Annotated in this window: 17 protein-coding genes and 1 riboswitch; of the genes, 12 read left to right on the top strand and 5 right to left on the bottom strand. The window is 52.3% G+C overall.

Going from position 1 to position 26373, the window contains the following annotated elements; all coding sequences use genetic code 11:
• The 5 genes from PsWM33_RS18285 to PsWM33_RS18265 all read left to right on the top strand — a co-directional run.
• Nucleotides 1-752: PfkB family carbohydrate kinase (locus PsWM33_RS18285; protein WP_244276711.1), on the top strand; the 752-nt coding region annotated here is incomplete at its 5' end.
• Nucleotide 753: 1 nt separating this feature from the next.
• Nucleotides 754-1794, top strand: a complete 1041-nt coding sequence (locus tag PsWM33_RS18280; RefSeq protein WP_063301164.1) for an oxidoreductase — start codon at nucleotides 754-756, stop codon at nucleotides 1792-1794.
• A 579-nt stretch (nucleotides 1795-2373) separates the two neighbouring features.
• Nucleotides 2374-4926: a phosphoenolpyruvate--protein phosphotransferase gene (gene ptsP / locus PsWM33_RS18275; protein WP_063301163.1), complete on the top strand. Its 2553-nt coding sequence runs from the start codon at nucleotides 2374-2376 to the stop codon at nucleotides 4924-4926.
• Nucleotides 4927-5026: 100 nt separating this feature from the next.
• The gene (ptsG, locus tag PsWM33_RS18270; RefSeq protein ID WP_063301162.1) at nucleotides 5027-6736 is read left to right on the top strand and encodes a PTS glucose transporter subunit IIBC; all 1710 of its coding nucleotides are present in this window, start codon (nucleotides 5027-5029) and stop codon (nucleotides 6734-6736) included.
• A 983-nt stretch (nucleotides 6737-7719) separates the two neighbouring features.
• Nucleotides 7720-10557 carry a valine--tRNA ligase gene (locus PsWM33_RS18265; RefSeq protein WP_063301161.1) on the top strand — a complete coding sequence of 946 codons (2838 nt, stop codon included), beginning with the start codon at nucleotides 7720-7722 and terminating at the stop codon, nucleotides 10555-10557.
• A 74-nt stretch (nucleotides 10558-10631) separates the two neighbouring features.
• On the opposite strand, the gene PsWM33_RS18260 is transcribed toward PsWM33_RS18265, so the two are convergent.
• Together PsWM33_RS18260 and PsWM33_RS18255 are read right to left on the bottom strand one after the other, a co-directional pair.
• Nucleotides 10632-14564, bottom strand: a complete 3933-nt coding sequence (locus PsWM33_RS18260) for an autotransporter domain-containing protein (protein ID WP_063301160.1) — start codon at nucleotides 14562-14564, stop codon at nucleotides 10632-10634.
• 341 nt (nucleotides 14565-14905) lie between these two features.
• On the bottom strand, nucleotides 14906-15352 hold the full coding sequence (locus PsWM33_RS18255) for an RrF2 family transcriptional regulator (RefSeq protein ID WP_082827068.1): 447 nt from the start codon (nucleotides 15350-15352) through the stop codon (nucleotides 14906-14908).
• A gap of 351 nt (nucleotides 15353-15703) precedes the next feature.
• Between PsWM33_RS18255 and PsWM33_RS18250 the strand changes: the two genes are divergently transcribed.
• Nucleotides 15704-15925, top strand: coding sequence for a hypothetical protein (locus PsWM33_RS18250; protein WP_063287743.1), 222 nt, complete (start codon nucleotides 15704-15706; stop codon nucleotides 15923-15925).
• A gap of 445 nt (nucleotides 15926-16370) precedes the next feature.
• On the opposite strand, the gene PsWM33_RS18245 is transcribed toward PsWM33_RS18250, so the two are convergent.
• Complete coding sequence (locus PsWM33_RS18245) at nucleotides 16371-17930, bottom strand: L-serine ammonia-lyase, iron-sulfur-dependent, subunit alpha (protein WP_063301159.1); 1560 nt, start codon at nucleotides 17928-17930, stop codon at nucleotides 16371-16373.
• Nucleotides 17931-18256: 326 nt separating this feature from the next.
• On the opposite strand from PsWM33_RS18245, the gene katG reads away from it, so the two are divergent.
• The 4 genes from katG to PsWM33_RS18225 all read left to right on the top strand — a co-directional run bounded on the left by katG (nucleotide 18257) and on the right by PsWM33_RS18225 (nucleotide 23873).
• On the top strand, nucleotides 18257-20434 hold the full coding sequence (katG, locus tag PsWM33_RS18240) for a catalase/peroxidase HPI (protein WP_063301158.1): 2178 nt from the start codon (nucleotides 18257-18259) through the stop codon (nucleotides 20432-20434).
• A 116-nt stretch (nucleotides 20435-20550) separates the two neighbouring features.
• Nucleotides 20551-20657, top strand: a riboswitch (TPP riboswitch).
• 21 nt (nucleotides 20658-20678) lie between these two features.
• Nucleotides 20679-21671, top strand: a complete 993-nt coding sequence (gene thiB / locus PsWM33_RS18235) for a thiamine ABC transporter substrate binding subunit (RefSeq protein ID WP_208994627.1) — start codon at nucleotides 20679-20681, stop codon at nucleotides 21669-21671.
• Entirely contained in the window at nucleotides 21647-23194 is a 1548-nt protein-coding gene (locus PsWM33_RS18230) for an ABC transporter permease subunit (protein WP_063301157.1), read from the top strand. The genes thiB and PsWM33_RS18230 overlap by 25 nt, the downstream gene beginning before the upstream one ends.
• On the top strand, nucleotides 23181-23873 hold the full coding sequence (locus PsWM33_RS18225; RefSeq protein ID WP_063301156.1) for a thiamine ABC transporter ATP-binding protein: 693 nt from the start codon (nucleotides 23181-23183) through the stop codon (nucleotides 23871-23873). The genes PsWM33_RS18230 and PsWM33_RS18225 overlap by 14 nt, the downstream gene beginning before the upstream one ends.
• Before the next feature lie 6 nt (nucleotides 23874-23879).
• On the opposite strand, the gene PsWM33_RS18220 is transcribed toward PsWM33_RS18225, so the two are convergent.
• Complete coding sequence (locus PsWM33_RS18220; RefSeq protein WP_063301155.1) at nucleotides 23880-24170, bottom strand: DUF1330 domain-containing protein; 291 nt, start codon at nucleotides 24168-24170, stop codon at nucleotides 23880-23882.
• A complete protein-coding gene (locus tag PsWM33_RS18215; protein WP_057464606.1) occupies nucleotides 24170-24868 on the bottom strand; it encodes a GntR family transcriptional regulator in 699 nt (232 codons plus the stop codon). Before PsWM33_RS18215 ends, PsWM33_RS18220 begins: the two co-directional genes overlap by 1 nt.
• A 111-nt stretch (nucleotides 24869-24979) precedes the next feature.
• Between PsWM33_RS18215 and PsWM33_RS18210 the strand changes: the two genes are divergently transcribed.
• Together PsWM33_RS18210 and PsWM33_RS18205 are read left to right on the top strand one after the other, a co-directional pair.
• Nucleotides 24980-25588, top strand: a complete 609-nt coding sequence (locus PsWM33_RS18210; protein WP_063301175.1) for an amino acid synthesis family protein — start codon at nucleotides 24980-24982, stop codon at nucleotides 25586-25588.
• On the top strand, nucleotides 25554-26360 hold the full coding sequence (locus PsWM33_RS18205) for an alpha/beta fold hydrolase (protein ID WP_063301154.1): 807 nt from the start codon (nucleotides 25554-25556) through the stop codon (nucleotides 26358-26360). Before PsWM33_RS18210 ends, PsWM33_RS18205 begins: the two co-directional genes overlap by 35 nt.
• Nucleotides 26361-26373: the final 13 nt, after the last annotated feature.

Here is a 26373-nt window from a genome sequence, read left to right as displayed (position 1 = left end):
AGCTGGGCATCTCACCTGACCTGCTGTGCTCCATGGCAGATGACTGGCTCTCCCGCATGTTCCGCGATATGGCGGCCAAGTATGCCATTCCGATCCACAGCTGCAAAGTGAAGGAAAGCTCTCTGTCCTTCATCATGCCAAAAGACGGCAAACGCGCCATCGTGCGCTGTCGCGACAATGACTTCCTGCATCCGGTTCCTGAGCTTAATCTGGCTGGCTGTCAGGCGCTGCACGTAGACGGTCACATCCCTCATGCCGCTTTGCACTACGCCAAACTTTGCCGCAAACACGGCATCCTGACATCTCTGGATGGTGGTGCCGTTCGTGAGAACACCGAGGAACTGCTCGACTACATTGATGTGGCGATCATTTCTGAGCTGTTCTGTGAGCAGCTTGGCAAATCACCAGAAGACACACTGGAGTCTTTGCGTGCCAAAGGCGTGAAGGTCGGTGGTGTCACTCAGGGCGAAAAAGGCCTGCTTTGGTACGAAGACAAGTGCCCGATTAAGCGCCAACCAGCTTTGAAGGTGCCAAAAGACCGGGTTATCGACACCAACGGTGCGGGTGATACTTTCCACGGTGCCTATGTCTATGCGTATCTGGCAGACCCAAAAGGCTCTTGGGAAGATCACTTCAAAACAGCCCGCGCAGCTTCTGCCCACGCCATTCAGTTCCTCGGCAACGAGGCCTCCCTGCCAACCGTTCTTGACCTCGACAACGTGCAGAAGAATTTTCCAGCGAGTGATGCGTAATATGAGTTCTGTTCAGCCTGTGAAAACGGCTCTTGTGGGCTTTGGTGTTTCTGGCCAAAGCTTCCACGCACCCCTGCTGACATTTGTGGAGGGGCTCGACCTTGCCGCGGTGGTTTCCAGCAAGCCGGATCTCGTCAAAAGCAAGTTGCCCGACTGCACGCCGTACACTTCCTTTGAAGAGGTATTGGCGCAGCCGGAAATCGAGCTTGTCGTTCTCAGCTTGCCCAACACGCTGCATTACGATCACGCTAAAAAAGCGCTGCTGGCTGGTAAGCATGTGGTAGTTGAAAAGCCCTTCACCATCACCAGTGCAGAAGCGGAAGAGCTGATCGACATAGCAGAGCAGAAAGACCTGAAGCTCTCAGTCTATCATAATCGCCGGTTCGACTGTGATTTCCTAACGGTTCAGGACTTGATGGAAACAGGCAAGCTCGGGAAAGTGCACTCGTACCTGTGCAACTACAACCGCTACCGCCCGGACATTAAAGGCCGTTGGCGCGAGCAGGATATCCCCGGTGCTGGCATCCTGTATGATCTGGGTGCCCATGGCATCGATCAGGCGCTGAGTTTGTTTGGCACGCCAAAATCAGTTCAGGCGAGGCTTCGCGTTCAGCGCAAAGAAGCGGCAGCGGTGGATCACTTCCACCTCGTGCTCGGCTATGACGACTGTGATGTCATCCTGCACGGCAACTGCCTCAGCACAGAGCAAGGTCCACGCTTTCAGGTGAGCGGGGATAAAGCCACCTACATCACCTATGGCATGGACCCGCAAGAGGACATGCTGAAGGCTGGCGGTGGACCTGCGAGCCCGACCTGGGGCGTTGAAGCTGAAGACGAGTGGGGCACGCTTTATGACGAGACGGGTGAAGGTACGCCGGTACCAAGCCAGAAAGGTGGATACGAACGGTTCTACGCAGGTATGCGGGACGCCATTCGCGATGATACCGCAGTCCCAGTTTCCCCACGTGACGCGATGCAGACCATCCGGATTATTGAGGCTGCATATCTGAGCGAAAAAGAAGCCAGAACTGTCTTGCTCTGAAGATCGAATTTTGACCTGCGGCGGCTCTTTGCTGGCGCAGGTTCCTCTCCCCGCGGTTCAGCACATAAGCGCGCACCAAAAAACGCTTTGAACGCAAAAATCACAAAACAACGCAAATAAAAACGCAAGGCTGAATCCGGTTCTGTAGTCCCTTCAGGTATGGGCGCTTTTAGGATTTCGGGAAGCTGGAGCGTGTGCAGATCCTCATTACGGATGAAACAGCGCGGACTGGCGGCTCTGTAATGTATCAAGCTGTTGTTACAGCATTGTTGCAAATGCATGGGAAGGTGCCGCCGACCTCATGTAATTGCATGATGTATATTAGTATATAATTCGAGTTAATCTTATCTATACAACAAGTCGATTAGCACTGATATCCATCAGCAAGTCATTCTCTATGTAATGAGAAATATTTCCCTTTGTAACAATTCGTAACACCCCGTAACACTAGTCTTTTTACGTATTGTTGTGCGGCCTTACGCAAATGATCCTCGCGTAAAAATCGCCTCTTGTCTCTTCAAGACTTAGCCGAAGCTTAAGAAGGCGCGCATTCACCTAATATAATCGGGAGATAAAACGGTGAAGGATCCAAAAAACAAATTTTCCATCAATTTGCCTTTGAAGGGCATTGTTCAGGCTGTCACCGACCTGCCCGATCCGGTGTTTGCCGAAAAGATGATGGGTGATGGCGTTTCCATCGACCCGACAGACAATGTTCTTTACGCCCCGTTCGCTGGCAAGATAACTCAAATTCATAATTCACATCATGCAGTTACGTTGCAACAAGGCGACGTTGAGCTGCTGATGCATATCGGCCTCGACACCGTCGCCCTGAAAGGCCGCGGCTTCGAATTGCACGTCGCTGAGGGAGATCAGGTCGAGCAAGGTCAACCCCTTATCACCTTCGATGCAGACCTCATCGCCCGCGAATGTGTTTCCGTTCAATCCGCAATCGTCATCACCAGCGGTCAGGAAATCACGACCCTCGCTCCTCTCGGCACCGTTCAGACAGACCTCAATCAGGTCGTCTTCACTGTCCCAAGCAGCAATGATCCTCAAGGCACCGCAGCCCCAGTGCAGGAAACTGCAACTGAGCCAACCGGCCCAGCCATCACCGGCTCCATAAAGATTCCCAACGCCACCGGCCTCCACGCCCGTCCAGCCGCCCGTCTGGCTGTTGAAGTGCGTAAAGCGGATGCAAAAGTCACCTTTACGGTCAACGGCAAAACCTGCAGCGGCTCTTCTGTTACCGGCATTATGTCTTTGAAAACAAAGCTTGGTGACGAGCTGGAGATTGAAGCTGTTGGTCCGGATGCACAGCAAGTGGTGGCTGATGTTATCGCTGCTGTGAAAGCTGGTCTTGGCGAAGAAATCACCAGCTTCTCCGAGGCTCCGCAGGAAGACGTGATCGAGGAAGCACCTCTGCTTCAGGTCAAGTCCGGCGAAGATGGCGTTCTCATCGGCTTCACCGCCTCTCCGGGTCGCGCTATCGGTAAATTGGTCAAGCACAACAAGACTCTACCAGAGGTCACTCGCGAAAGCATCGGTCCAGCTGAAGAGCGTGCCGCGTTCAAAGCCTCCGTCAAATCCTCCATCGCAGACCTGCAAAGCATCATCGACCGCCTGAACAACAACAGTCAGGAAGAACTGGCCGAGGTCTTCAACGCCCACATCGAACTGCTTTCCGATCCAGAACTCTCCGAAAAGCCACTGGCAGACATCGCCAAGGGCCAAGGCGCAGCCTGGAGCTGGAAGCTGGCTTACGAAGCACAGGCTGAAACCCTCGCCAAAATGGACGACCCGCTGCTCGCTGGCCGCGCCGTTGACGTCCGTGATATCGGCCTGCGCGTACTGAAAAAGCTGCTTGGCGTTGATGATGGCGGTGAAATTTTAGAGGAAGGCACCATCCTTCTTCAGGAAGACGTCACACCTTCCGAGATCGTTGCTCTGGACCTCACCAAGATCGTCGGTCTGTGCACCACCCATGGCGGGTCTTCTTCTCACGCGGCCATCATCGCCCGCTCTAATGACTTGCCTTACCTCGTCAATGTCGAAGACGCCATGAAGGACCTCGAAGACGGCACCGTCCTTCTTCTGGATGCAAAGCGCGGTAAAATCAAAGTTTCTCCGACTGACGCCGAGCAAGCTGCCTTCACCAGGAAGATCGAAAACGCAGCCAAACAAGCCGAAGAATACCAGCGCGATGCGCATAAACCAGCCATCACCAAAGACGGTTTTCGGGTGGAAATTGCCGCTAACATCGGTAGCGTAGAAGATGCTGAAAAGGCTGTTGCAGCTGGTGCTGAAGCTGTTGGTCTGCTGCGATCCGAGTTCCTCTACATGGAGCGCCTCAACGAGCCGACAGAAGAAGAGCAGGCCGAAAAAGTTGGCGCAATTCTTGAGGTTATGGGCAAAGAACGCCCTGTCATCATCCGCACATTGGACGTGGGCGGCGACAAGCCTTTGCCTTACATGCCTATGCCGCATGAAGAAAACCCATTCCTCGGTGTTCGCGGTGTACGTATCGGTATTGAGCGCCCAAGCATCCTGCGCCGTCAGGTCCGTGCCATTCTCTCTCAGGCACACAAGGGTCATGCACGCATCATGTACCCGATGATCAGTGCGCTGGACGAGCTGCGAGCCGTCAACGCGCTGGTGCGTGAAGAGCAGAAGAGCCTTGGTGTTGAGCACGTTGAAGTCGGCATCATGATTGAAGTGCCGTCTGCCGCCCTCATGGCCGACAAGCTGGCACAGGAAGTGGACTTCTTCTCCATCGGCACCAATGACCTCACCCAGTACGTCATGGCGATCGACCGCGGCCATCCGGGCCTCGCATCCCGTGCGGATGCGCTGCACCCAGCCGTTCTGCGCATGATCGAACTCACCGTTCGCGCCGCAGAAGATGCAGGCAAATGGGTTGGCGTTTGTGGCGGTCTTGCCAGTCAGATTGAAGCCGTGCCGATCCTTATTGGCCTCGGCATCAAAGAACTTTCCGTCAGCGTACCTGCTTTGCCGGAAGTGAAACACACAGTTCGCACTGTATCCATGGAGGAGTCCCGCAAGCTCGCGCAAGCAGCTTTGGACTGCGCGGATACCAGTGACGTGAAAGATCTCCTCAAATCACAGCAGTGATGCAGGAGTAAATGTGGGAGTTGGTGTTCCAGTCGGGAATACCTAACAAAATCAGGGGGCATGGCGTGCTCGCACACCATGCAACTCTGGGGGAAAAACAATGAGTACATTCTCAAACGCATTTGGAGCCTTACAGAAGGTTGGTAAGTCCCTGATGCTGCCAGTGTCGGTTCTTCCAGCTGCTGGTATCCTTCTCGGCGTCGGCGCAGCTGACCTACCGTTCATTCCGGAATTCATCAACCACCTGATGGCTCAGGCTGGTGGCTCGATCTTCGGTAACCTGCCAATCATCTTCGCAGTTGCCGTTGCACTCGGCTTCGCCAAAAACGATGGTGTTGCCGGCCTTGCAGCCGTGGTTGGTTACGGTGTTCTTCTTGCAACAATGGGCGTTGTTGCTGAGACGCTTGCAATCGAAACCAAGCCGATCCTCGGGATCACCTCCATTGATACCGGCGTGTTCGGCGGCATCCTCGTGGGCGCGCTGGCTGCGTTCATGTTCAACAAGTTCTACCGCATCAAGTTACCGGATTATCTAGGTTTCTTCGCGGGTAAGCGCTTTGTGCCGATCATCACCGCATTTGCCTGTATTTTCCTCGGTGTTATCCTGTCGTTCGTATGGCCTCCAATCGGTGGTGCCATCAACGCGTTTTCCCGTTGGGCAGCTGAAGAAAACCCAGAAGTTGCGTTCTTCATCTACGGTGTGATTGAGCGCGCGCTGATCCCATTCGGCCTGCACCACATCTGGAACGTTCCATTCTTCTTTGAAGCTGGCTCCTACATTGATCCGGCAACTGGCCAGGCCGTAACCGGCGAAATCCAGCGTTACCTTGCTGGTGACCCAACTGCTGGTAACATGGCTGGTGGCTACCTCTTCAAAATGTGGGGCCTACCTGCTGCTGCACTGGCAATCTGGCACTGCGCGAAGCCTGAAAACCGCACCATGGTTGGCGGTATCATGATCTCCGCTGCGCTGACCTCCTTCCTGACCGGTATCACCGAGCCAATCGAATTTGCGTTCCTGTTCGTTGCGCCAGTTCTTTATATCGCACACGCCATTCTGGCAGGTGTTGGCTACTCCCTGATGATCATGCTCGGCATCAAGCACGGCATGACCTTCTCACACGGTTTCATCGATTACGTTCTGCTTTACCCACTCTCCTCCAACGGCTGGATGCTGGTCGTGTTCGGTCTGGGTTACGCAGCTTTGTACTACGCTGTATTCCGTGTTCTCATTGTAGCCCTGAACCTGAAAACTCCGGGCCGCGAAGCTGCAACTGAAGCCTCCGCAGCGGTTGCCAGCGGCGATGAAGATGCAATGTCCGCAGCGCTTGTGAAAGCCTTCGGCGGTGCAGACAACATCACCAATCTGGATGCATGTATCACCCGTCTGCGTGTCAGCACTGCTGATGTTTCCAAGGTTGATGATGCTGCGTTGAAAGCACTCGGTGCTCGCGGTGTGATCCGCGTTGGTAATGGTGCTCAGGCCATCTTCGGAACGGCTTCTGAGAACCTGAAGACCGACATGGAGATCTACCTGCAAGGTGGCGGTGCCTCTGCACAACCTGCTGCCGAGCAAAGCCTTGATGCAGCAGCCATCTTTGGTCAGCTTGGCGGCAAGGATAACGTGGTAGCTGTTGAAGCTGTTGCAAATACCCGCGTACGCGTGGAACTGCGCGATATCGCCGGCGTGTCCATGCCAGAGCTGGCACAGGCTGGCATTCAGGTCATGAAAGCGGGAGACAAAGCGCTCCATCTCATCGTTGGCGACAAGTACACCAAACTCGCCAAGGATCTCTCTGCTCAGATTTAACTGACAGAGACATAAGGTGCCTTTGAAGGTTTACCCTCCTCCCGAACTTTCAGGGGCACCCACCACCAAAAGCAGCACTCCCCGCCCGGCGAGTGCTGCTTTTTTGTGTTTGGGAATCTATTCAAAAGGAGCGTTTGAGGAGTTGAGAAAATAAATCAAAGTAATTGAAGTACATTGGGTTGCAGAACTCTACCCTCTGAAAACGAGAGTGGGTGATGTAGTGATAATAAATTAAAATAAATATAAGTAACATACTGGGTAATTGAAATGTGAATTTTATTCATAGTAATGAGGTGTATTTAAAAATAGAAGCCTTTCTAAGGTTAGATATATGAATTAAATTAGTGTGATTAGGGTTTTTCTTACGTAAGTCTAGCTTCAGTTTCAGATTGTCATTTTGATGGTCTTAATATGTGAAGCATTCAGTAAATTTGTATTTGGTCGAAAACGTACTGGCCATCGATCTGTCGAGCCAGATTCTAGGCAGGCTGAAATACGCACATTTAAGAATTACAGAACCACTTTCGCTCATGGATGGTACACTCCTTATAAGGACTATGTTGAGTAGTTTCATGCTGGGTAGAGTGCGCTAAGCTTGTTGTTTAACCGATCAACTTTCCCGAGGAGTTCCCAGAGAGCTTGTTAAAACCTGCTGATTACCCCTTTGAGTTGCAAACTCTCTTCTCGCTTCAACCTTTTAGTTACCGTCTTGCTGTACAGACAGCAGCGATTTGTATTCTGCTAAACCTACTAACTTCTATCACCGCATTTAGGCATAGGTCTTGAGGTACAAGGCTTCGTAATTCATTCTCAAATTATATCTCAGCAGTTTTTGGGTGTTTTGTTGTATATGTGATTGCTGGAGCGGTGAACAACACGCGTCTGATGCATAATTTGCATCCTTCAGCCGCATGAAAGGTTGACTTAGGCGAGTGCTTCCGATTTACACCAGACAAACTCCATAAGTGGAAGAGCTTTTAGGTATGCTGGATAAAACATATGAGGCGGCCTCTGTTGAGCCGCGGATTTACGATGCTTGGGAACAGGCAGGGGCCTTTAAGGCAGGTGCGGGCGCAGAAGATGGAGCTGCGACCTACTCAATCGTGATTCCGCCGCCGAATGTGACAGGCTCTCTGCATATGGGCCATGCTCTCAACAACACTTTGCAGGATATTATGGTTCGCTACCAGCGTATGCGCGGTCGCGACGTTCTGTGGCAACCGGGTATGGACCACGCAGGTATTGCGACACAAATGGTCGTTGAGCGCCAGATGGCTGCTGACGACGGCAATATCACGCGTCGTGACCTTGGTCGTGAAGCGTTTATTGAACGTGTGTGGAAATGGAAAGGTGAGTCCGGCGGGATGATCTTTAACCAGCTCAAGCGCCTTGGTGCGTCTTGTGACTGGTCCCGTGAGCGTTTCACCATGGACGAAGGCCTCTCCAAGGCTGTTCTGGAAGTGTTTGTTTCTCTTTACAAAGAGAACCTGATTTACAAGGACAAGCGCCTTGTGAACTGGGATCCTAAACTTCTGACTGCGATTTCTGATCTGGAAGTTGAGCAGAAGGAAATGCAGGGCAACATGTGGCATTTCCGCTATCCGCTGGCGGATGGTGTGACGTACCAGCACCCTGTTGCGTTTGATGAAGACGGCAAGGCGACCGAGTTTGAGACGCGTGATTACATCGTGATTGCGACCACTCGCCCGGAAACCATGCTGGGTGATACGGCTGTTATCGTTCATCCGGATGATGAGCGCTTTAAAGAGCTGCAGGGCAAAGACATTATCCTGCCGCTGGTTGGCCGCCGTGTTCCAATCCTTGCTGACGACTATGTTGATCTTGAAACCGGCACAGGCGCGATGAAGGTTACGCCTGCGCACGATTTCAATGACTTTGACATTGGTAAGCGTCATTCACTGCGTCAGATTTCCATCATGGACCGTGAAGCCAACATTGTTCTGCGTGAAGCAGAAGGCTTTATGGATGGTTTGGAATTGACCGATGAGCTCAACAAAACACTGGAAACACTTGAAGGTGTTGAGCGCTTTGCGGCGCGCAAGCTGATCGTTTCCATGTTGGAAGAGCGCGGTCTGCTGGATGAGGTTGTTGATCACGTCAACATGGTTCCACACGGTGACCGTGGCGGCGTTCCGATTGAGCCTATGCTGACTGACCAGTGGTATGTTGATGCCAAGACCATGGCGCAGCCTGCCATTGCATCCGTTCGTGAAGGTCGCACCAAGTTTGTTCCTGCCAACTGGGACAAGACCTATTACGAATGGATGGAAAACATCCAGCCGTGGTGTATTTCCCGTCAGTTGTGGTGGGGACACCGTATCCCGGCGTGGTATGGCCCGGAAGGTAAGTTCTTCGTTGAAAAGAGCGAAGAAGAAGCTTTGGCTGCTGCTGCAGAATTTTACGGTAAGCCTGTTAAGCTGATGGAACAGAACGATGCTTTGGCTGCGCATGATGCCGGTGAAGCTGACTTTGTTGCCATGTACCGCGATGAAGACGTTCTGGACACCTGGTTCTCTTCTGCGTTGTGGCCGTTCTCGACCATGGGCTGGCCGGATAAAACCGCTGAGCTTGCACGCTACTACCCAACGTCTGTTCTTGTTACCGGCTTCGACATCATCTTCTTCTGGGTTGCCCGCATGATGATGATGGGCAAGCACTATATGAAGACCGAGCCATTCGACACGGTTTACATTCACGCCCTCGTCCGTGACGAGAAGGGCGCGAAGATGTCCAAGTCCAAGGGCAATGTGATTGATCCGCTGGCGCTGATTGAAGAATACAGTGCGGATGCTCTGCGCTTCACGCTTGCTGCGATGGCTGCACAGGGACGCGATATCAAGCTGGCGACCTCTCGCGTTGCTGGTTATCGTAACTTTACCACCAAGCTCTGGAACGTTTGCCGCTTTGCGGAAATGAACGAGTGTCATGCAGTAGATGGCTTTGATCCTGCGCTTGTTAAGCAGACCGTGAACCGCTGGATCGTGACTGAAACAAGCCGTGCTATTCGCGAAGTTTCTGAGGCGATTGATACATACCGCTTCAACGATGCTGCCGGTGGTGCATACCGCTTTGTCTGGAATACATTCTGTGATTGGTACGTTGAGCTGACCAAGCCGATCTTCTACAGCGATGATGAAGCGGCCAAGGAAGAAGTTCGTGCCACAACGGCCTGGGCTCGTGATGAGATCCTGAAGCTTCTGCACCCGTTCATGCCGTTCATTACGGAAGAGCTTTGGATGCGTACGGTTGAAGATGGCGAGAATAAGCGTGAGAAGCTTCTGGCGCTTTCTGCCTGGCCGACTTCCATTGGTGAAGATGGCGAGGCTGCTGCTGAGATCAACTGGCTGATCGACATGATTGTCCAGATCCGCTCTGTTCGTTCTGAAATGAACGTTCCGGCTGGGGCGAAGGTTCCTGTTGTTCTGTGTGGTGCTTCTGAGCAGACCAAAGCTCGTCTGGAAATCCACGAAGCGGCGATCATGAAGAACGCGCGTGCTGAAACGGTCACTACTGCTGATGAGATCCCACAGGGCTCTGCTCAGATTGTTGTCGGCGAAGCGACCGTTTGCCTGCCGCTTGCTGGTGTTATCGATCTGGATGCTGAAAAGGCTCGTCTTGGCAAGTCTTTGGATAAGATTGTTGGTGAGCTCACCAAGATCTCCAAGAAGCTTGAAAACGAACGTTTCCTTGCAAAAGCTCCGGAAGACGTTGTTGCTGCTGAAAAAGAAAAAGTGGCTGAACTTGCTGAGCGCAAGGAAAAGATGGATGCCGCTCTGGAGCGCCTCGCAGCTCTGGGCTAAGGCTCTTTCATCCTTTGAATTTTGCAAAACGCGGCTCTTCGGGGCCGCGTTTTTTGCTTAGGCTTTCTCTTCCCTCAATACTGCACGAACAGTCTTGCGTTGGCGCCGTGGTCTAGGGTTTGGTCGGCGAGGAGGCCGTAGTAGTTGATGTTGAGTTGGATGTGCTCGGCCAGCCGGGATTCAAGGCCGGTTTCGATCAGGGCCACGTTGCGGGCGATTGGGACGCTGGCGACGGTGAAGGGGTTGCCGCTGTCGATGAAGCTTTGGGTGTAGTCGAGCGTATCAGCGGAAGAGTATTGCCAGGCTGCCAAGCCAACAAAGCTTGTGTCCCCATAAAGGTAGTTGGAAAGGTCAAACTCGCCGCGTGTTCCCAGTGTCAGGAAAGTGAGGGAGTTGGACTGTCCATCTGCTTTGAGTGCTGCTGCACCACCGGTTTCATTGAAGCCGGGACCAGACAGGTAAGCATAGGCAACTCCTGCAAAAGGTTCCAGATTGCCGTAGGTGCTTTCCAACGTGTATCCAAGCTCACCAAACACCTGCACAGAACCGGCGAACTGGTCAGATGACAGTGTTTCTTCCGGGAAGAGGCTTATATCGCGATCAGTTGCAATGTTGTACCATGTACCGGCAACACCTCCGCGCAATTTGACGTTGTCGATTGGATTAGCACTGGCGTAGCCGCCGACACTGTAGCTGTCACTGTCAGATGAGGCGTCGATGGAACTGATGTCGATGGATGTTCTGCCGAAGCCTGCAACCACACCCAGCTGCACCATGTCAAAGTAGGTCGCATCAACACCAACCAGAACGCCGCCGACGCTTCTGCCTGTGGTGCGGGCATTGCCATCGGAGAAGAATTGCCCCCAGCTGCCGTAGACCTGTCCCCACATCGCAAAGTTGCTGACCGTGCGGGAAACGGTGTTGTCATCCACGTCCGCAGCAAAAGCACTGTGGGCCTTGTAAAGGCGGTCATTCACCGCTTGTCGCAGGAAGCGGCTGTCGGCAAGAAGGATTGCACGGGTTGAAGCGTTGATCTCACCTGCGAGGGGATCGAGAAGAGCTTTAATCTGAGCATTGTTCATGGGCGCAAGTTGTGTGAAGAGATCGCCGCTCTCATTGATAGTATCAAGCGCCAGAGTGACTGAATGTTCGTTGCGTGTATCTGCCAGGCCATTGAAGTTGTTGGAACTTCGGATGAACTGGATCGCAACGTCGTTACCGTCTCCGGGAATACCGTAGAGCACGTTTACATCAAGCATAAACATATCGTGGCTGACTGAACTGAATGTGCCTGTCGGTGGCTCTGTCCCTGGAGCGGAGAGATTGTCGATAATGACGAACTCATCGCCGATTTTGACCGGTGTTGGACCCATGACGTTGACGAGATCAAGCGCAACATCATTCAGGTCCACGCTACCACCTGCGAGGATCTGGATCTGATCCGCGTTTGCCATTCCAGATACAGGATCAGAGCCGATCTCCATTTCCAACGTGCCGCCAGTGCCAGTCGCGTCCAGACTGCCGAGCGTAATTGTACCGAAGGACGCTCCGGGTGCGATGATGCCCCCGTTAAGTGTCACACTGCCGCTGGCTGTGCCGTACCCCTCGAGCCGACCATCGGCGTTCACGGTCAGATCACCTGAAAGAGTAGAACTATCCGTTAAGGACGTACCAATCCGCATGGTGCCGCCGTTAATGGTGGAGCTGACCAGAGATTTGGTGCCGTCTGATAGGATAAGCGTACCTGCACCGTTCTTTAGGAAGGTACCTCCACCGGGAGTGGCATCTCCGGTCCAGGTGAGGGTTGCACCTGCGTTTGCCATGTCGATGGTATTATCATTGCTGTTCACTTGCAGCTTGGTCGTATCAACAGTTTCGCTGCCTGTGCCCAGATAGAAAAGAGTTCCACCATTTACGATCACGTTGCCAGACCCAATGGCCGAGGTAGAAAAGCCTTCCAGACCAAGCGTGCCGGTGTCGATTTCAATATCTGCTGTGTAGCCTGAGTTGTCACCAAGCAGATTGACTTCACCCGGGCCGGTGAAGGTAACCTGATCTGAACCGGTCAGCCCGGACATGATGTTGATCTGGCCAACGATGTCGGTCGCTCCAACCACGTTCCCGGCGCCGGAAAACGCCAGTTCATTGATGTTGACCGTGCTGCCGCCGGTGTAGGTCAGAGTTGAGGAGTTCAGCGTGATGCCGACATTGCCGTTGCCGATGTTGGTGCCGTCATTGAAGATCAACTCGGTATCGGTTACGCCAAGATCACCGGTCCATGAACTGTTGGTGCCGGTTAGGGTGGTTGTTTGGCCACCATCGATGGACAAGTTGCCAGAACCGGAAAGGTTGGAGGAGATTTCCAGATCGACCGTATTGTCATCAATGTCGATTGTGTTGCTTGTGCCACTGGCGATAGCAATCCTTGAGAGATTGACGTCTGTGGAGCCCTGATAGAGCAGGTTACCATTGTTGAGGGTGGTTGTGCCAAGCCCAAGGCGGTCCGGGTCGGTAAACTCGATGGAACTGTTTTCCTGAATAATGAGGCCACCAGAAAAACTGTTGTCGCCTTGCAGATTGACCGTACCGCCAGACCCAATGGTGAGAGAGCCTGGTGTGCCGCCGCCATCTGTGATGTCACCAGTCAGTGTCAGGGTGCGTCCGGATTGCACATCAAGCGTACCGTCATCGTGCATCTTGAAATTGTTGGCGATGGTCGCGTCTGTACCGGAAATATAACTCAGATCACCACCGTAAAAGAGAACGTCACCTGTGCCGATGTTAGCTGCCGCTCCAAACTCCACAGTACCGGCTGCCAGATCCAAACCACCGCTGAAGTTGCTACCCGCCCCTCCAAGAACGAGCGTTCCGTTGTCCAGTTTCTTCAAGCGGCCAGATCCGCTGATATCATTGCTCACAGTGAGGGTGTCGTTCGTACCAACCTCAATTGAGGAGGTTCCATCCAGATCGATGAGGTTGTTGATTGTTGCTGTAGAGCCGGTAAATGTGAGGTGGCCGCTGTTCAATTCAATCGCGCTGTTGCCCAGATTGGACGCGCTTGAAAATTGAACTTCTGTGCCATCAATATCCGTTCCACCGGTCCAAGAATTGTTGCCCGACAGAATGGTTACACCATTGCCTGCAAACCGGAGGGCTCCGTTCCCAGTAATGTCGCCTACGAGATTGAAATTGCCTGAAGAGGTTGTAATGAAGTTAGCGTCACTTGCTTCTGGCCCATCCACAACAAGAATGTCTCCATCAATAGTTGTGCTTCCGATTGTTGTGATACTGCCACCGGTAAACTCAAACTGGCCTTGCCCGGCAGAGTTGGTGTTAATGAACTCGACGTTGGCTCCTTCATCAACGCTCATCTTGCCTCGAAACAGCTTGTTGTTGGAGGTAAGTCGCGTAGTTCCTTCTTCAAAATAGATATCACCGGCACCATCTTCGGCAGAGGCGAGCTGAGCAATAATATGTTCACCTCCACTACTGGTCGCATTAAAGACCACTGTCGCGCCATCGAAGAAGATCAAGTCTCTTGCTTCAATTAAGCCCGGTGTTGTTGCTGGGTCACCGAGTTCTCCGCCAATATTAATCGTCCCGCCGCTGCCAATGACAATGCTGGTTGGCGAGGCTAGGAAACTACCATTGTCTGAAAGGTTGAGAGTTCCCTGATTTACAGAAGTCCCAATCTGGAGCGAAAAGACTGAACTGGTTTGCATCATGGAAGCGCTATCAGTGATATTCACAACTCCGTTGGCATTGATCTGCCCGATACCTACGAAATCGCTGAAGCTGACTGTTTCACCCTGAGAGATATTTAACGTTCCGTCAGTCCCAAAGCCCACATAAATGCCGTTGGTCGCATCTATGACGTCTGGTGGTACGTTTACGGTTCCCGTGACAATCTCCTGAGCAGGAGCTAAACTGATGGTGACGGCAAGCAGGCAGGCAAACGCAAGGCCCGCAAGTACAGTTGTTCCGAGAAGACGCTCACTATACCACATTTCAACCCTCACACATTTGCCAGCTACAGCAGTTCTGAGACAGTTGTTCGGTCGAGCACAGCCGTTACCAAAGGCTGCGCAGTGCAAAACGCAGCTTCAGTTTGAGTAATCACATTAGTAATCCGTTAAGATTTCTTCGCGCTACACAATTATGCTGTATTCGACTAAGGAGCTACGAAGTGATACGCAATACTCTTCTCATGAGCTATAGATTAACTGAATCGAATATAGTTATTAATAGAGTTTTTATTTGTTAAATTAGATTTAATTGTGAATTCAATATAGGATTGGTCAAATATACGAATGAGAAGGTCAATAGAGTCTCCGAAGTATTCTTCCTGCTAGCTTTGTTGTGCCACCAAAGCAGATGGTACTGGCAAATCGATAACTGCACTCTCAATTGTCATTTCATCGAGCACGCTCAGGAAGGCGCTGGATGCTCTTTGCATCAATGGTTTTAGGCGACAAGAGGGGAGGAAGCAGCATTGGATTTCTCCACATTCGCTCTGTCGCAGGCACTCGACCACGGCAAAATCATTCTCTGCCGCGCGGACAACATCTCCAACGCTGATGTCTTGTGCGAGACGGCCCAGTTTAAACCCTCCACCACGACCACGCATGGTCTCAAGAATACCGGCACGGGAGAGTTGGTTGACGAGTTTCATCACATGGCCACGTGAGAAACCTTGCTGCAAAACGACCTGATCGATGCGTTGAAGAATGTCTGGTTGCATGGCGCATTGCATAACGAGCCGCAAAGCAAAATCGCTTGCCTGATTTAAACGCATAGTGACGCTCCAAAGATATATCGTGCGTATATCATAAAATCAGAGAGTGCTGAACACCGAAAGCAGTGTGGGCTGTGTATATCTTAAGATTTTGAAATAACACACTATTTTTCGCTCGCTCAGCTCTTTTTAAGAAAAGATGCAAATAATATATGTCTTTTGTTATGTGTGATGATAAAGATATATATAAAATAGATATTATGAGTCGGAAAGTTGTCACGATAGAGGGCAGGGGCTGTTTCACCAGTGTTTGGCATCGAATTAAGCTGTCAATTTCTTCCTCGTAAAGAACTCTGATTTCTCTGATGTACCACCGTCTGCTCTGAAACTTTTAAACTACGGAGACCTGTTATGTTGCCCGCCATTGTCTTGATCGCAGAAGGATTGGTTGCTCTCTGGTTCCTACTGTTTTTGACCATGATCACAAGCATCTACCTGGATGGTAGAGGATATGGCTCAGGCGTGAAACCCAAGGCAGAGCTAGCTTTCTTCAAACACATTCGTGTCTTCGTAACACTCGGCATATCAGTTGCCTGCGTTGTGACACTGGCAGAAGCATTTGAATTGATCTGACGGAAATCGGAAGAGCCCCATGAAAATCTACGAGTACCTCCCCGCCATCTTCATCTGGGCCATAGTCCCAGCCCCCCTCTGGATCTGGCTTGGCCTGATCTGGTTTGTTTGAGAGGGGTGAGAGGAGCTTACGCCATTCCCTCAAAATCCGATCTATGGATGTCCTTCTCACCCGACTTACAGGCGAAGAGGGGAGCCTTAGGTAGGCTGGGAGGCAGGTATTGGTGAGGTAGAAGGTGTCCAGATTCTGCAGCCGAAGGTGGAACGATTGAGCTTGCAGTTCAATGACGCGGATTCACGTGCCGTCCGGCAGATGGTGACTGATGCGCCAGCCGCCTCAGATTGCAACCCAGACACCTCCGAGATGATAAAGCCCCTGAACAGCTGTAAGGAGACGATTGTAGGGAGTATTAGCGGTTAAGGCATTGAGATCTATGGATCAACCTCATCCGCACATTGCACAGGCAGTCGGTGTTGCCGCACATCCACCGCGAGCGGTACAGCGCAAGTCAGAGTGCATCTGTTTGCCTACTTTTTGTGTGCTGATGACCATCTCATCAAATGGCAAAACAGCGTCAAAACCAGAAAGGCTAGCAACCGCAGACGATTGCGCATGCGCGATCCCAGCGATATTGCGCGCATGACAGGGAATTTCCACTTCCCCACCAACTGGGTCGCAAACCAAACCAAGCGTATTCATCAGACAAAGTGATGCCGCATTAAAGGCTTGTTGTGCTGTTCCTCCAAACAGATGGACCAATCCAGCTGAGACCATCGCGGCTGAGGCACCAGTCTCCACTGAGCATCCTCCCGTTTCAGCGGCAAAACTTCCATACTCAGCAAAGACGGCTCCCACAAGTGCTGTGACTTGAAGGGCGTCGATAATCCTTTCACGATCAACACCTTGTTGTTTCAAGGAATATAGCGTGCCCGGTACGATGCCAGAACTTCCAGCTGTTGGAGCAGCGACAACCACTCCCCGATTTGCGTTTGCATCCATAACTGCGAGAGAAGCGCTAAGCGCATCCTGCAAGAACGGTGAGCCGATAATCTCCACGGGATTTGCTGCACCAACCTGCTTTGCGCTCGGTTTCAGGAACTTCATAGTGGATGATTGATTGGTAAGCGCTAGGCCTGCCTGAACTGCGTCCATCATCACATCATAACGGTCTGCAAAGGCCTTTCGCGTTTGAGGTTCAGTCAAGCCTAACCGTTTGGCTTCCAAAGACAAAGCAAGATCTGCAAGACTGTGTCCTCTGCTGGTTTGTTGGACCAAAGCTTTTGGGCTGGCAAAAAGAGGGGCCTCATCGTGGACAGAGAATTGGACAGGTATGCAGGACCTGACCTTCCAGCTCTGTTCTATCATGTCTTTCAACTCTGGTTGTTGAGGTGATAGTGGCGAACTGGATTTGATCTCAATAAGTTGGTGGCTATTCTTCGAACCTGCACAGACACGAGCTTGTACCTTTGCATTTGAGGGAAGCTGCTGAAGAGGTGAATTGTCTCCACATTCCAGAAGAAGTATAAAATCGCTCCCAGTCACATCAATTGCGAAAGAGTTAAAGCTATCGAGCTTGAACATCCCGCCGCCTATTGAAAGGCCTTTGAAGTGATCTTCCCGAAGTGCGCCTTCGCTGTCTTCAACCGTGATTGCAATTTCCACTCGGTTTGGATGATCTTTGGTGTCTAAATTTCTAATGTTGATCTCTAGCGTAAATGGCTTGCCGTTCATCAGATCAGATAGAGCTTGTCGATACTTAAGTGAGGTGACCTCTTCTCCCATCAAGCCTGCAGCAAAGCCTTCGTCACTGCCTTGGTTGGTATAGACTTGGGCAAACGAGCCCTCTGGATCGAACGCAATTTCAACATTCACAATTTTATCGCCATCACAAAGGGAAAGTTGGCGAACAGTCTTTCCTATGAAGTATGGCGCTGCAGAGTGAGAGCTCGAGGGTCCTCTCATCACCGGACCAATTATGGAATTGAGAAGACTGATAGTGCTCATGCAAATTTCTCCGCGAAAATCAATGTGATATTTTACACGGATTGTTGCTGCATTGAAGGGCAGACCTGATGCTTTCCTCACCTCGCGAAAAGCATTTCCGTGTGTGATGAGGAGAGCTCAGAGGAGCAATCTAAGCACCTTCGTTTACCTTCAAATTTATACGATAAGAAAAACTTATTGATATGCGTAGAAGATGCAATTTCACTTAATGTGTTTGGCGACCTATATTCAGTCTAGAATTTGCTGGATGCATCGTTTCGTCTCACCGCTTAAGGTAAACGCAACGTCAAAACCAGCAAGAGCCAAATTAGATAGTGGAGACAGCAATGCACGGTAACGATGTCAAGACAGTCGGTGTTTGTCCGGTGGTACATGGCGCGAATACATCGATGGATAAGCCGGTTACCCGATGGTGGCCTGATGCTTTGAATCTCGACATCCTCCATCAACATGGTGCGCGTACCAACCCGATGGACCCAGGCTTCAACTATCATGATGCTGTTAAATCACTCGACTTCGAAGCGGTGACGGCAGACGTCCATGCGCTCATGACCGACAGTCAGGACTGGTGGCCAGCGGATTGGGGTCATTATGGTGGCCTGATGATCCGCCTTTCGTGGCACACAGCTGGCTCTTATCGTCTTGCAGATGGTCGCGGTGGCGGCGGTTCCGGCAACATTCGTTTCGCTCCGCTTAACTCCTGGCCTGATAACGCAAGCCTCGATAAAGCACGCCGTTTGCTTTGGCCTATCAAGAAAAAGTACGGCAACGCTCTCTCCTGGGCTGATCTGATTATTCTCGCAGGCACTATCGCCTATGACTCTATGGGTCTGAAAACCTTTGGTTTCGGGTTTGGCCGTGAGGATATCTGGGGTCCGGAGATCGACACCTATTGGGGATCTGAGAAAGAATGGCTTGCGCGCAGTGAAGAGCGCTATGACGATCTAGATGACCCTTCAACGCTCGAAAACCCGCTTGCAGCAACCCATATGGGTTTGATCTACGTGAACCCTGAAGGCGTGAATGGCGTTCCCGGTCCGCAAAAAACAGCTGATCAGATCCGCGAAACCTTTGCTCGTATGGCAATGAATGACGAGGAAACTGCTGCGCTGACGTGCGGTGGTCACACCGTTGGTAAAACCCATGGACGCGGTGCTGTCGATAACATCGGTGTCGCACCGGAAGCTGCTGGTCTTGAAGAGCAGGGCTTTGGCTGGTCTAACCCCGGACAGGATGGCAAGGCAACAAATGCCTTTACCTCTGGTATCGAAGGTGCGTGGACCACACACCCAACCACATTCGATATGGGTTTCTTTGATATGCTGTTCGGCCATGAATGGGAGCAGGTAAAATCTCCTGCCGGCGCATGGCAATGGGAACCTGTTTCCATCAAGGAAGAAGACAAACCTGTTGACCCAACGGATCCATCTGTTCGCCACAACCCAATCATGACGGATGCGGACATGGCGATGAAGGTTGACCCGATCTACAACGAATACTGCCAGAAGTTCATCGCAGATCCTGAGTACTTCAGAGATACGTTTGCGCGTGCATGGTTCAAGCTGACACACCGCGACATGGGACCGAGAGCCAATTATCTTGGCCCGGATGTGCCGAAAGAAGACCTTATCTGGCAGGATCCTGTTCCAGCAGGCAACACCAACTATGATGTTACTGCGCTGAAAGCAAAAATTGCGGCAAGTGGTTTGAGCAATGAAGACCTGATCAAAACCGCCTGGGACAGCGCACGTACCTATCGCGGTTCTGATATGCGCGGTGGTGCCAACGGTGCTCGCATCCGCCTCGCTCCTCAAAAGGATTGGGTTGGCAATGAGCCAGACCGGCTTGCCAAAGTTCTGGCTGTGCTTGAACCAATCGCAGCACAGGCAGGAGCCTCAATCGCAGATGTGATCGTGCTGGCAGGCAACGTTGGTGTAGAAAATGCCATCAAGGCAGCTGGTTTCAACGTGGAAGTTCCATTTGCTTCTGGTCGCGGTGATGCAACAGATGCGATGACAGACGCGACATCCTTCTCAGTGTTGGAGCCTATTTCTGATGGCTTCCGTAACTGGCAGAAGCAAGAGTACGCTGTTAGCCCGGAAGAAATGATGCTGGATCGTGCACAGCTCCTCCGCCTGACTGGCTGGGAAATGACTGCACTCGTTGGTGGTCTGCGCGTTCTTGGTGCCAACTATGGCGGTTCAAAGCACGGTGTCTTCACGGATCGTGAAGGTCAGTTGACGACGGACTTCTTCGTCAACCTGACCGATATGGACAACAGCTGGCACCCACTCAAGGATGGCACCTATGAGATCCGCGACCGGAAATCTGGCAAGCCAAAGTGGACTGCAACCAGTGCAGACCTTGTGTTTGGCTCCAACTCAATCCTGCGCGCTTATGCTGAAGTGTATGCTCAGGATGACAACCACGAAAAGTTCGTCCGCGATTTCGTGGCAACATGGACCAAGGTCATGAACGCCGACCGCTTCGACCTGACAGCCTAATAAATGCGACGAGCCTGGGCAGGAAACTGCCTGGGCTTTTTATTGCAACTCCCTACAGGTGCTCTCCAGACGTTGGCTATATCCAGTTGCGCTCCTGTGTTTTTCCGGTTAAGAACCGCTTGACCTCGGGGTGCGCGTATTTGTCGTGCTGAGATGCTTTAGTGGCGAACCCGTTGAACCTGAACCGGCTAGAACCGGCGGAGGGAAGGGTACCGGTTTCATCCATCCTTGCCCTCTCGCCGCAATGGAGGATGACTTGAAACATCTGTTAATTGCTGCGGGATTACTCACTGCAACATCAGCGATGGCTGCTGAGAAGCCTCAACTGACAGTTTACACATACGACAGCTTCGTTTCTGACTGGGGCCCAGGCCCAAAAGTGGAAGAAGCGTTTGAGGCTGTATGTGAATGTGACCTAAAACTTGTTGGCGTCGAAGATGGCGCAGCACTGCTTTCCCGCATTCGTCTTGAAGGTAAGAACTCGGATGCCGATATGGTGCTGGGTCTGGACACCAATCTGGTAGAGACTGCCAAGAAAACTGGCCTGTTTGCACCACACACTGTTGAGGCCCAATACACACTGCCAGTGGAGTGGGCTGACGAAACCTTTGTGCCGTACGACTGGGGCTACTTTGCCTTCGTACACAAGGCTGGCGAAACCGTACCAACCAACTTCCGCGAGCTTGCGAAGAGCGATGCCAAGATCCTTATTCAAGATCCACGCTCCTCTACACCCGGCCTCGGGCTGCTGCTTTGGGTGAAAGCGGCTTACGGAGACGAAGCTGCTGATGTGTGGGCGGATCTTTCCGATAACATCGTGACGGTTACAAAAGGCTGGTCTGAAGCCTACGGTCTTTTCCTTGATGGAGAAGCGGACATGGTGCTCAGTTACACCACGTCTCCGGCTTACCACCTGATTGCCGAGGAAGATAACAGCAAGACCACTGCCGCGTTTGAAGAAGGCCATTACATGCAGGTTGAAGTAGCGGCAAAGCTTGCCGGGACTGATCAGCCAGAGTTGGCAGACAAGTTCCTGAACTTCATGGTTTCAGATGCTTTCCAGACAATCATTCCAACAACCAACTGGATGTACCCTGCTGTGACACCTAAAGGTGGTTTACCTGCTGGCTTTGACACACTGCAGGTGCCGGAAAAAGCTTTGTTCTTTAAGCCTGAAGAAGCTGCTGCTGCAAGACGTGAGGCTCTGCCGGAATGGCTAGAAGCGCTCAGCCAGTAAGTTCGCTTCCCGGTGTTGCCGCGGCATTTCTTGTCGCGGCACTCATACTTGGCACGTTGGCCACGGTTGCTCTGCGAGCAGAAGCGGGTCACGGCTTTTCCTCTTCCGATTGGGCCGCTCTCAAGTTTACGCTCACGCAGGCTGTGCTTTCTGCCGTGATCAGTGTTGCGCTGGCTGTGCCGGTTGCGCGCGCCCTGGCGCGACGGCGGTTTCCGGGCCGCAGTTTGCTCATTGCACTGCTTGGTGCCCCCTTCATTCTACCAGTTATCGTTGCCATTCTTGGGTTGCTACAGGTGTTTGGCCGTGCGGGCTGGATATCTGATGTGCTTGTCTATTTCGGTGCTTCACCCATTCGCATCTATGGTCTCCACGGTGTTGTGCTGGCTCATGTTTTCTTCAACCTTCCGCTGGCAACCCGATTGATCTTGCAGGGGTGGCAAGAGGTTCCCTCAGAGCGCTTTCGCCTTGCGGCGCAGCTTGGGTGTGATGGAAAAGCCTTATTTCGACTGATAGAACTCCCGATGCTCGCGCGCATCTTGCCTGGTGCACTGGCTGTGATCTTTGCGATCTGCCTGACAAGCTTTGCTGTTGCTCTGACGCTTGGTGGTGGACCGCGGGCGACAACTATTGAGCTGGCGATCTATCAGGCTTTTACATACGATTTTGATCTTGGGCGGGCCGCGCTGCTTTCTGCATTGCAACTCATGCTCACTGCTGCTGCAGCTTTCGCAGCACTGAAGCTTTCACGTGGTGAAGGGTTTGGTGCAGGACTGGACCGAGCGATCCAGCGCTGGGATGGTGGTGCACCTGTCGCAGACATCCTCTGGATTTCACTTGCAACGCTGTTTTTGCTTTTGCCGCTCAGCGCCGTTGTTCTGTCAGGGCTTAGTGGTCTGTTTCTGGTACCGTTTATTGTGTTGAAGGCGGCACTCGTTTCCGTTGCTGTCGCCGCAGCCAGCACGGTGATCTTGTTGCTGTTCGCGTTGCCTATGGCAGCCGCAATCGCCGTTCGCCGGCATAGTGTGGTTGAACTTGCTGGAATTCTGGGATTAGCGGCATCCCCGCTGGTGATTGGAACGGGCTTGTTTATCATTATACGTCCATGGGCAAACCCGTCTGACCTTGCTCTTCCAGTGACGACACTTGTCAACGCGGCGATGGCATTGCCGTTTGCACTTCGCATTCTTGTCCCTGCTGCACGAGATACGGTTTCGCGACATGGACGGTTGGCCTTGTCTCTGAATATGGAAGGCTGGGTGTTCTTCTCACGTGTCCTCATTCCACGTATGCGGCCACAGATCGGGTTTGCTGCGGGGCTTGCAGCAGCACTTTCCATGGGAGACCTTGGCGTGATTGCCCTGTTTGCAGATCCGGAAATTGCAACGCTGCCTTTACAGATTTACCGCTTGATGGGGGCATACAAAATGCAGGCAGCAGCCGGCGGAGCTCTTTTATTGCTTGTGCTTTCAATGGTACTGTTCTGGATTTTAGACCGGGGAGGTCGCTGGCATGCTGAAGCTTAGCTCTTGTCTCATTGCCAATGGCGCGTTCGAGTTGCATGCCAATTTGTACGTTGAAGCTGGCAGCAGCGTCGCCGTTATTGGTCCTTCTGGCGCGGGGAAATCAACTCTGCTTGAGGCCATCGCCGGATTTCGCGAGATATCGCAGGGACAGCTTTTCTGGAAAGAAGGTGAACTCACCAAACAGGTTCCGGGAAACCGCCCAATCGCCATGCTGTTTCAAGATGGCAACCTGTTTCCTCACTTAACTGCCGCCCAAAACGTGGCTCTTGGTTTGCGGCCTAACGGAAGGCTCTCAAAGCCTGAGCAAGAGCAAGTCACAGCTGCTCTTTCACGGGTTGGACTGGCAGCTATGGGAGAGCGTAAGCCAGCTGAGCTATCCGGTGGTCAACAGAGCCGCGTCGCCCTTGCCCGCGTTTTGGTTCAGCACCGTGATCTGTTGTTACTCGACGAACCCTTCGCCGCCCTCGGCCCTGCTCTTAAGGCTGAGATGCTGGATCTTGTCGCGGAGCTCATCGCAGAAACTGGCACGACGCTTCTTATGGTCAGCCACGACCCACAAGACGCCCGCCGCATTACCAATCAAGCAATCCTAGTCGCCAACGGGTCAGCGCACCCACCCGCTGAGACCGATCAACTCCTCAACAACCCTCCGCCAGCATTGCGGGAGTATTTGGGGTAGGGGAGCTTACTCCATTCCCTCGACGATCATAATGTCTGCCAAGGCAGCGGATTTGCGGTGGGATTTGGCTTCTTGGTATTCTGGGGAGTGGTAGCAGGCCAGGGCTTGTTCCATGGTGTCGAACTCTATGACCACGTTGCGGGGGTGTGAGGTGCCCTCCAGGTGTTCTGTTTTTCCACCGCGGGCGAGGAAACGGGCGCCGTATTTTTGGAAGGCGGCTGGAGCGGCCTGGGTGTAATTTGTGTAGGCGTCAGCGTCCGTGACTGTGACGTGGGCAATCCAGTAGGCTTTAGGCATTATTTTTCGCTTTTGCTCAGCTCTGCAGTCAGAAGGGTCTTGGCAATATTTGCAGCTTCCGTCAGATGTAACTGAATGGCAGCAGCAGCGGCCTGAGGGTCGTTGGTTTCGATTGCGGAGTAGATTTTTTCGATCCGTTTGTAACCAGCATCATGGCGATCACGAGTACCCAAAGTCATTGCGCGCAGGCGGCTGATGCGACCGTTGAGTCGCTGTACCACTTCCCATGCAACATTCTGGCCGCTGATATCAAAAATGCACTGATAGAATAATGTTGTTGCTTCAAACAGGTCGTTTGTTTCGCCACTGCTGTAGGCCAACTTGAGCTGAGCGAGCGCTTTAGCAAGTTTTTTCTTATCCCCATCTTTGGCCAGTTCAGCACATTTTTGTGCGGCACTGGTCTCCAAAAGCATGCGGATTTCGTAGATCTGCTGCGCGTTTTCCCAATCCAGTTTGGCAACGATCGGGCCTTTGTTTGGCAGAATTTCAACAAGGCCTTCTGCTTCAAGGTATCGGATTGTTTCCCTTACAACTGAACGGCTTACGCCAAGCTGGTCGCAAAGTGGCCGCTCGACCAAACGGTCTCCTGACTGGAAGTGCCCGGCAATGATAGCGGCTCTCATTTTCTCAAGAGCCATATCGCGAAGCGTCATGGTGGGACGCTCAATTTTCAAAGGATTATTTGCAGTAGAGATCATGGCAGCAATCTAGCTTGCGTTGACTTCATTCGCAAGAAGGTATTGACATTCAGTATTATGGTATACCATCTTATCACCATTGAATTTGACAGTGGAATGAACGGAAGACCAATGCCAGCAGAGATACGCAAGACACTTCTTCACGTGGAAGACACGCTGATTGAAGGTGGCAAAAAAGCAGAGACCCCATTGCGGATGATTGCGGCAGTTGCTGTCGTCAAAAACCCATGGGCTGGGCAGGGCTTTGTTGAAGATCTGCGTCCGGGCATCCATGATGTTGCACCCGTTGTTGGCAAGTTGCTGACGGACATGATTATCAACTTTGCAGGTTCTGGTGAGGCTGTTGAAGGCTACGGCAAGGCAGCTGTCGTTGGTGTGAATGGTGAAGTTGAGCACGCCTCCGCGCTCATTCACACGCTGCAATTTGGCAATTTTTACCGTGAAGCTGTTGGCGCTAAAACCTATCTGGCGTTCTGTAACACCCGCGCTGGTGCAAACGCTCCGATCATGATTCCGCTGATGGACAAGAATGATGGTGGTCGCCGTTCACACTATCTCACCATTCAGCTTGCTATTCCCGATGCACCGGGCCCAGATGAAATCGTCATCGCGCTGGGAGCTTCACTCTCAGGACGCCCGCACCACCGGATTGGTGATCGCTATCAGGACCTTAAGGAGCTGGGACATGACGTTGACAACCCTGCAGCTGTCACATCCTAAGGGCACTGTTTGCTACCGTGAGGTTGGTGAAGGTGAGCCGCTTGTGCTGGTCCACGGGGTTGGCATGCAGGATGCTTCTTGGGAACCGCAAATCGAGCACTTTGCGAAAACGCATCGTGTTATTGCGATAAACATGCCGGGGCATGGAGGAAGCACTGCGCTTCCTCAAGGCTCTCAGTTGGAAGATTATGTAGCGTGGCTGCATGCGACAATCTCAGCGCTTGGATTTGAGCAGGTGAATCTTGCCGGTCACTCCATGGGTGCATTGATCAGCGGTGGTTACGCAGCAACGCACCCGGAACGCGTAAAACGCGTTGCTTTGTTGAACGGCGTTTACCGCAGATCTCCTGAAGCTCGCAGTGCTGTGGAGGCGCGAGCTAAGGAAATCACAGAGGGCCACATCAACATCGACGGACCTTTAAGCCGTTGGTTTAGTGAGAGCACTGCGGATCAGCAGGCGAAAGAAAAAGTCGGCAACTGGCTCCGGGAGGTTGATCCGGTTGGCTATGCGGTCACTTACAACGCATTTGCACATGGGGACGCGACCTATGCTGACAAATGGGAGGAGATCAGATGCCCGGCGCTTTTGCTGACGGGTGATGGTGATCCGAACTCCACCAAGGAAATGGCGGTGGACATGGCCAAGGCAGCGCAGGACGGCATGGTCTGCATCATTGAAGGCCATCGTCATATGGTCAATCTGACAGCACCGGAACAAGTCAACGCCGCAATGGCAAGCTGGTTAAAACAGCCAATAAGAACAAACGGATAGAAAGGGAGATCTA

The organism is Pseudovibrio sp. WM33 (assembly GCF_001623165.1).
In the GTDB taxonomy this organism is placed as follows: domain Bacteria; phylum Pseudomonadota; class Alphaproteobacteria; order Rhizobiales; family Stappiaceae; genus Pseudovibrio.
The sequence above is the reverse complement of the archived record's forward strand: the minus strand, read 5'-3'. Positions and strand labels throughout refer to the sequence as shown.

Coding starts and splice junctions, on each gene's coding strand:
- PsWM33_RS18280 (WP_063301164.1), top strand. CDS start 754: ATGAGTTCTGTTCAGCCTGTGAAAACGGCTCTTGTGGGCTTTGGTGTT.
- ptsG (WP_063301162.1), top strand. CDS start 5,027: ATGAGTACATTCTCAAACGCATTTGGAGCCTTACAGAAGGTTGGTAAG.
- PsWM33_RS18265 (WP_063301161.1), top strand. CDS start 7,720: ATGCTGGATAAAACATATGAGGCGGCCTCTGTTGAGCCGCGGATTTAC.
- PsWM33_RS18260 (WP_063301160.1), bottom strand. CDS start 14,564: ATGTGGTATAGTGAGCGTCTTCTCGGAACAACTGTACTTGCGGGCCTT.
- PsWM33_RS18255 (WP_082827068.1), bottom strand. CDS start 15,352: ATGCGTTTAAATCAGGCAAGCGATTTTGCTTTGCGGCTCGTTATGCAA.
- PsWM33_RS18250 (WP_063287743.1), top strand. CDS start 15,704: ATGTTGCCCGCCATTGTCTTGATCGCAGAAGGATTGGTTGCTCTCTGG.
- PsWM33_RS18245 (WP_063301159.1), bottom strand. CDS start 17,930: ATGAGCACTATCAGTCTTCTCAATTCCATAATTGGTCCGGTGATGAGA.
- katG (WP_063301158.1), top strand. CDS start 18,257: ATGCACGGTAACGATGTCAAGACAGTCGGTGTTTGTCCGGTGGTACAT.
- thiB (WP_208994627.1), top strand. CDS start 20,679: ATGGAGGATGACTTGAAACATCTGTTAATTGCTGCGGGATTACTCACT.
- PsWM33_RS18230 (WP_063301157.1), top strand. CDS start 21,647: ATGGCTAGAAGCGCTCAGCCAGTAAGTTCGCTTCCCGGTGTTGCCGCG.
- PsWM33_RS18225 (WP_063301156.1), top strand. CDS start 23,181: ATGCTGAAGCTTAGCTCTTGTCTCATTGCCAATGGCGCGTTCGAGTTG.
- PsWM33_RS18220 (WP_063301155.1), bottom strand. CDS start 24,170: ATGCCTAAAGCCTACTGGATTGCCCACGTCACAGTCACGGACGCTGAC.
- PsWM33_RS18215 (WP_057464606.1), bottom strand. CDS start 24,868: ATGATCTCTACTGCAAATAATCCTTTGAAAATTGAGCGTCCCACCATG.
- PsWM33_RS18210 (WP_063301175.1), top strand. CDS start 24,980: ATGCCAGCAGAGATACGCAAGACACTTCTTCACGTGGAAGACACGCTG.
- PsWM33_RS18205 (WP_063301154.1), top strand. CDS start 25,554: ATGACGTTGACAACCCTGCAGCTGTCACATCCTAAGGGCACTGTTTGC.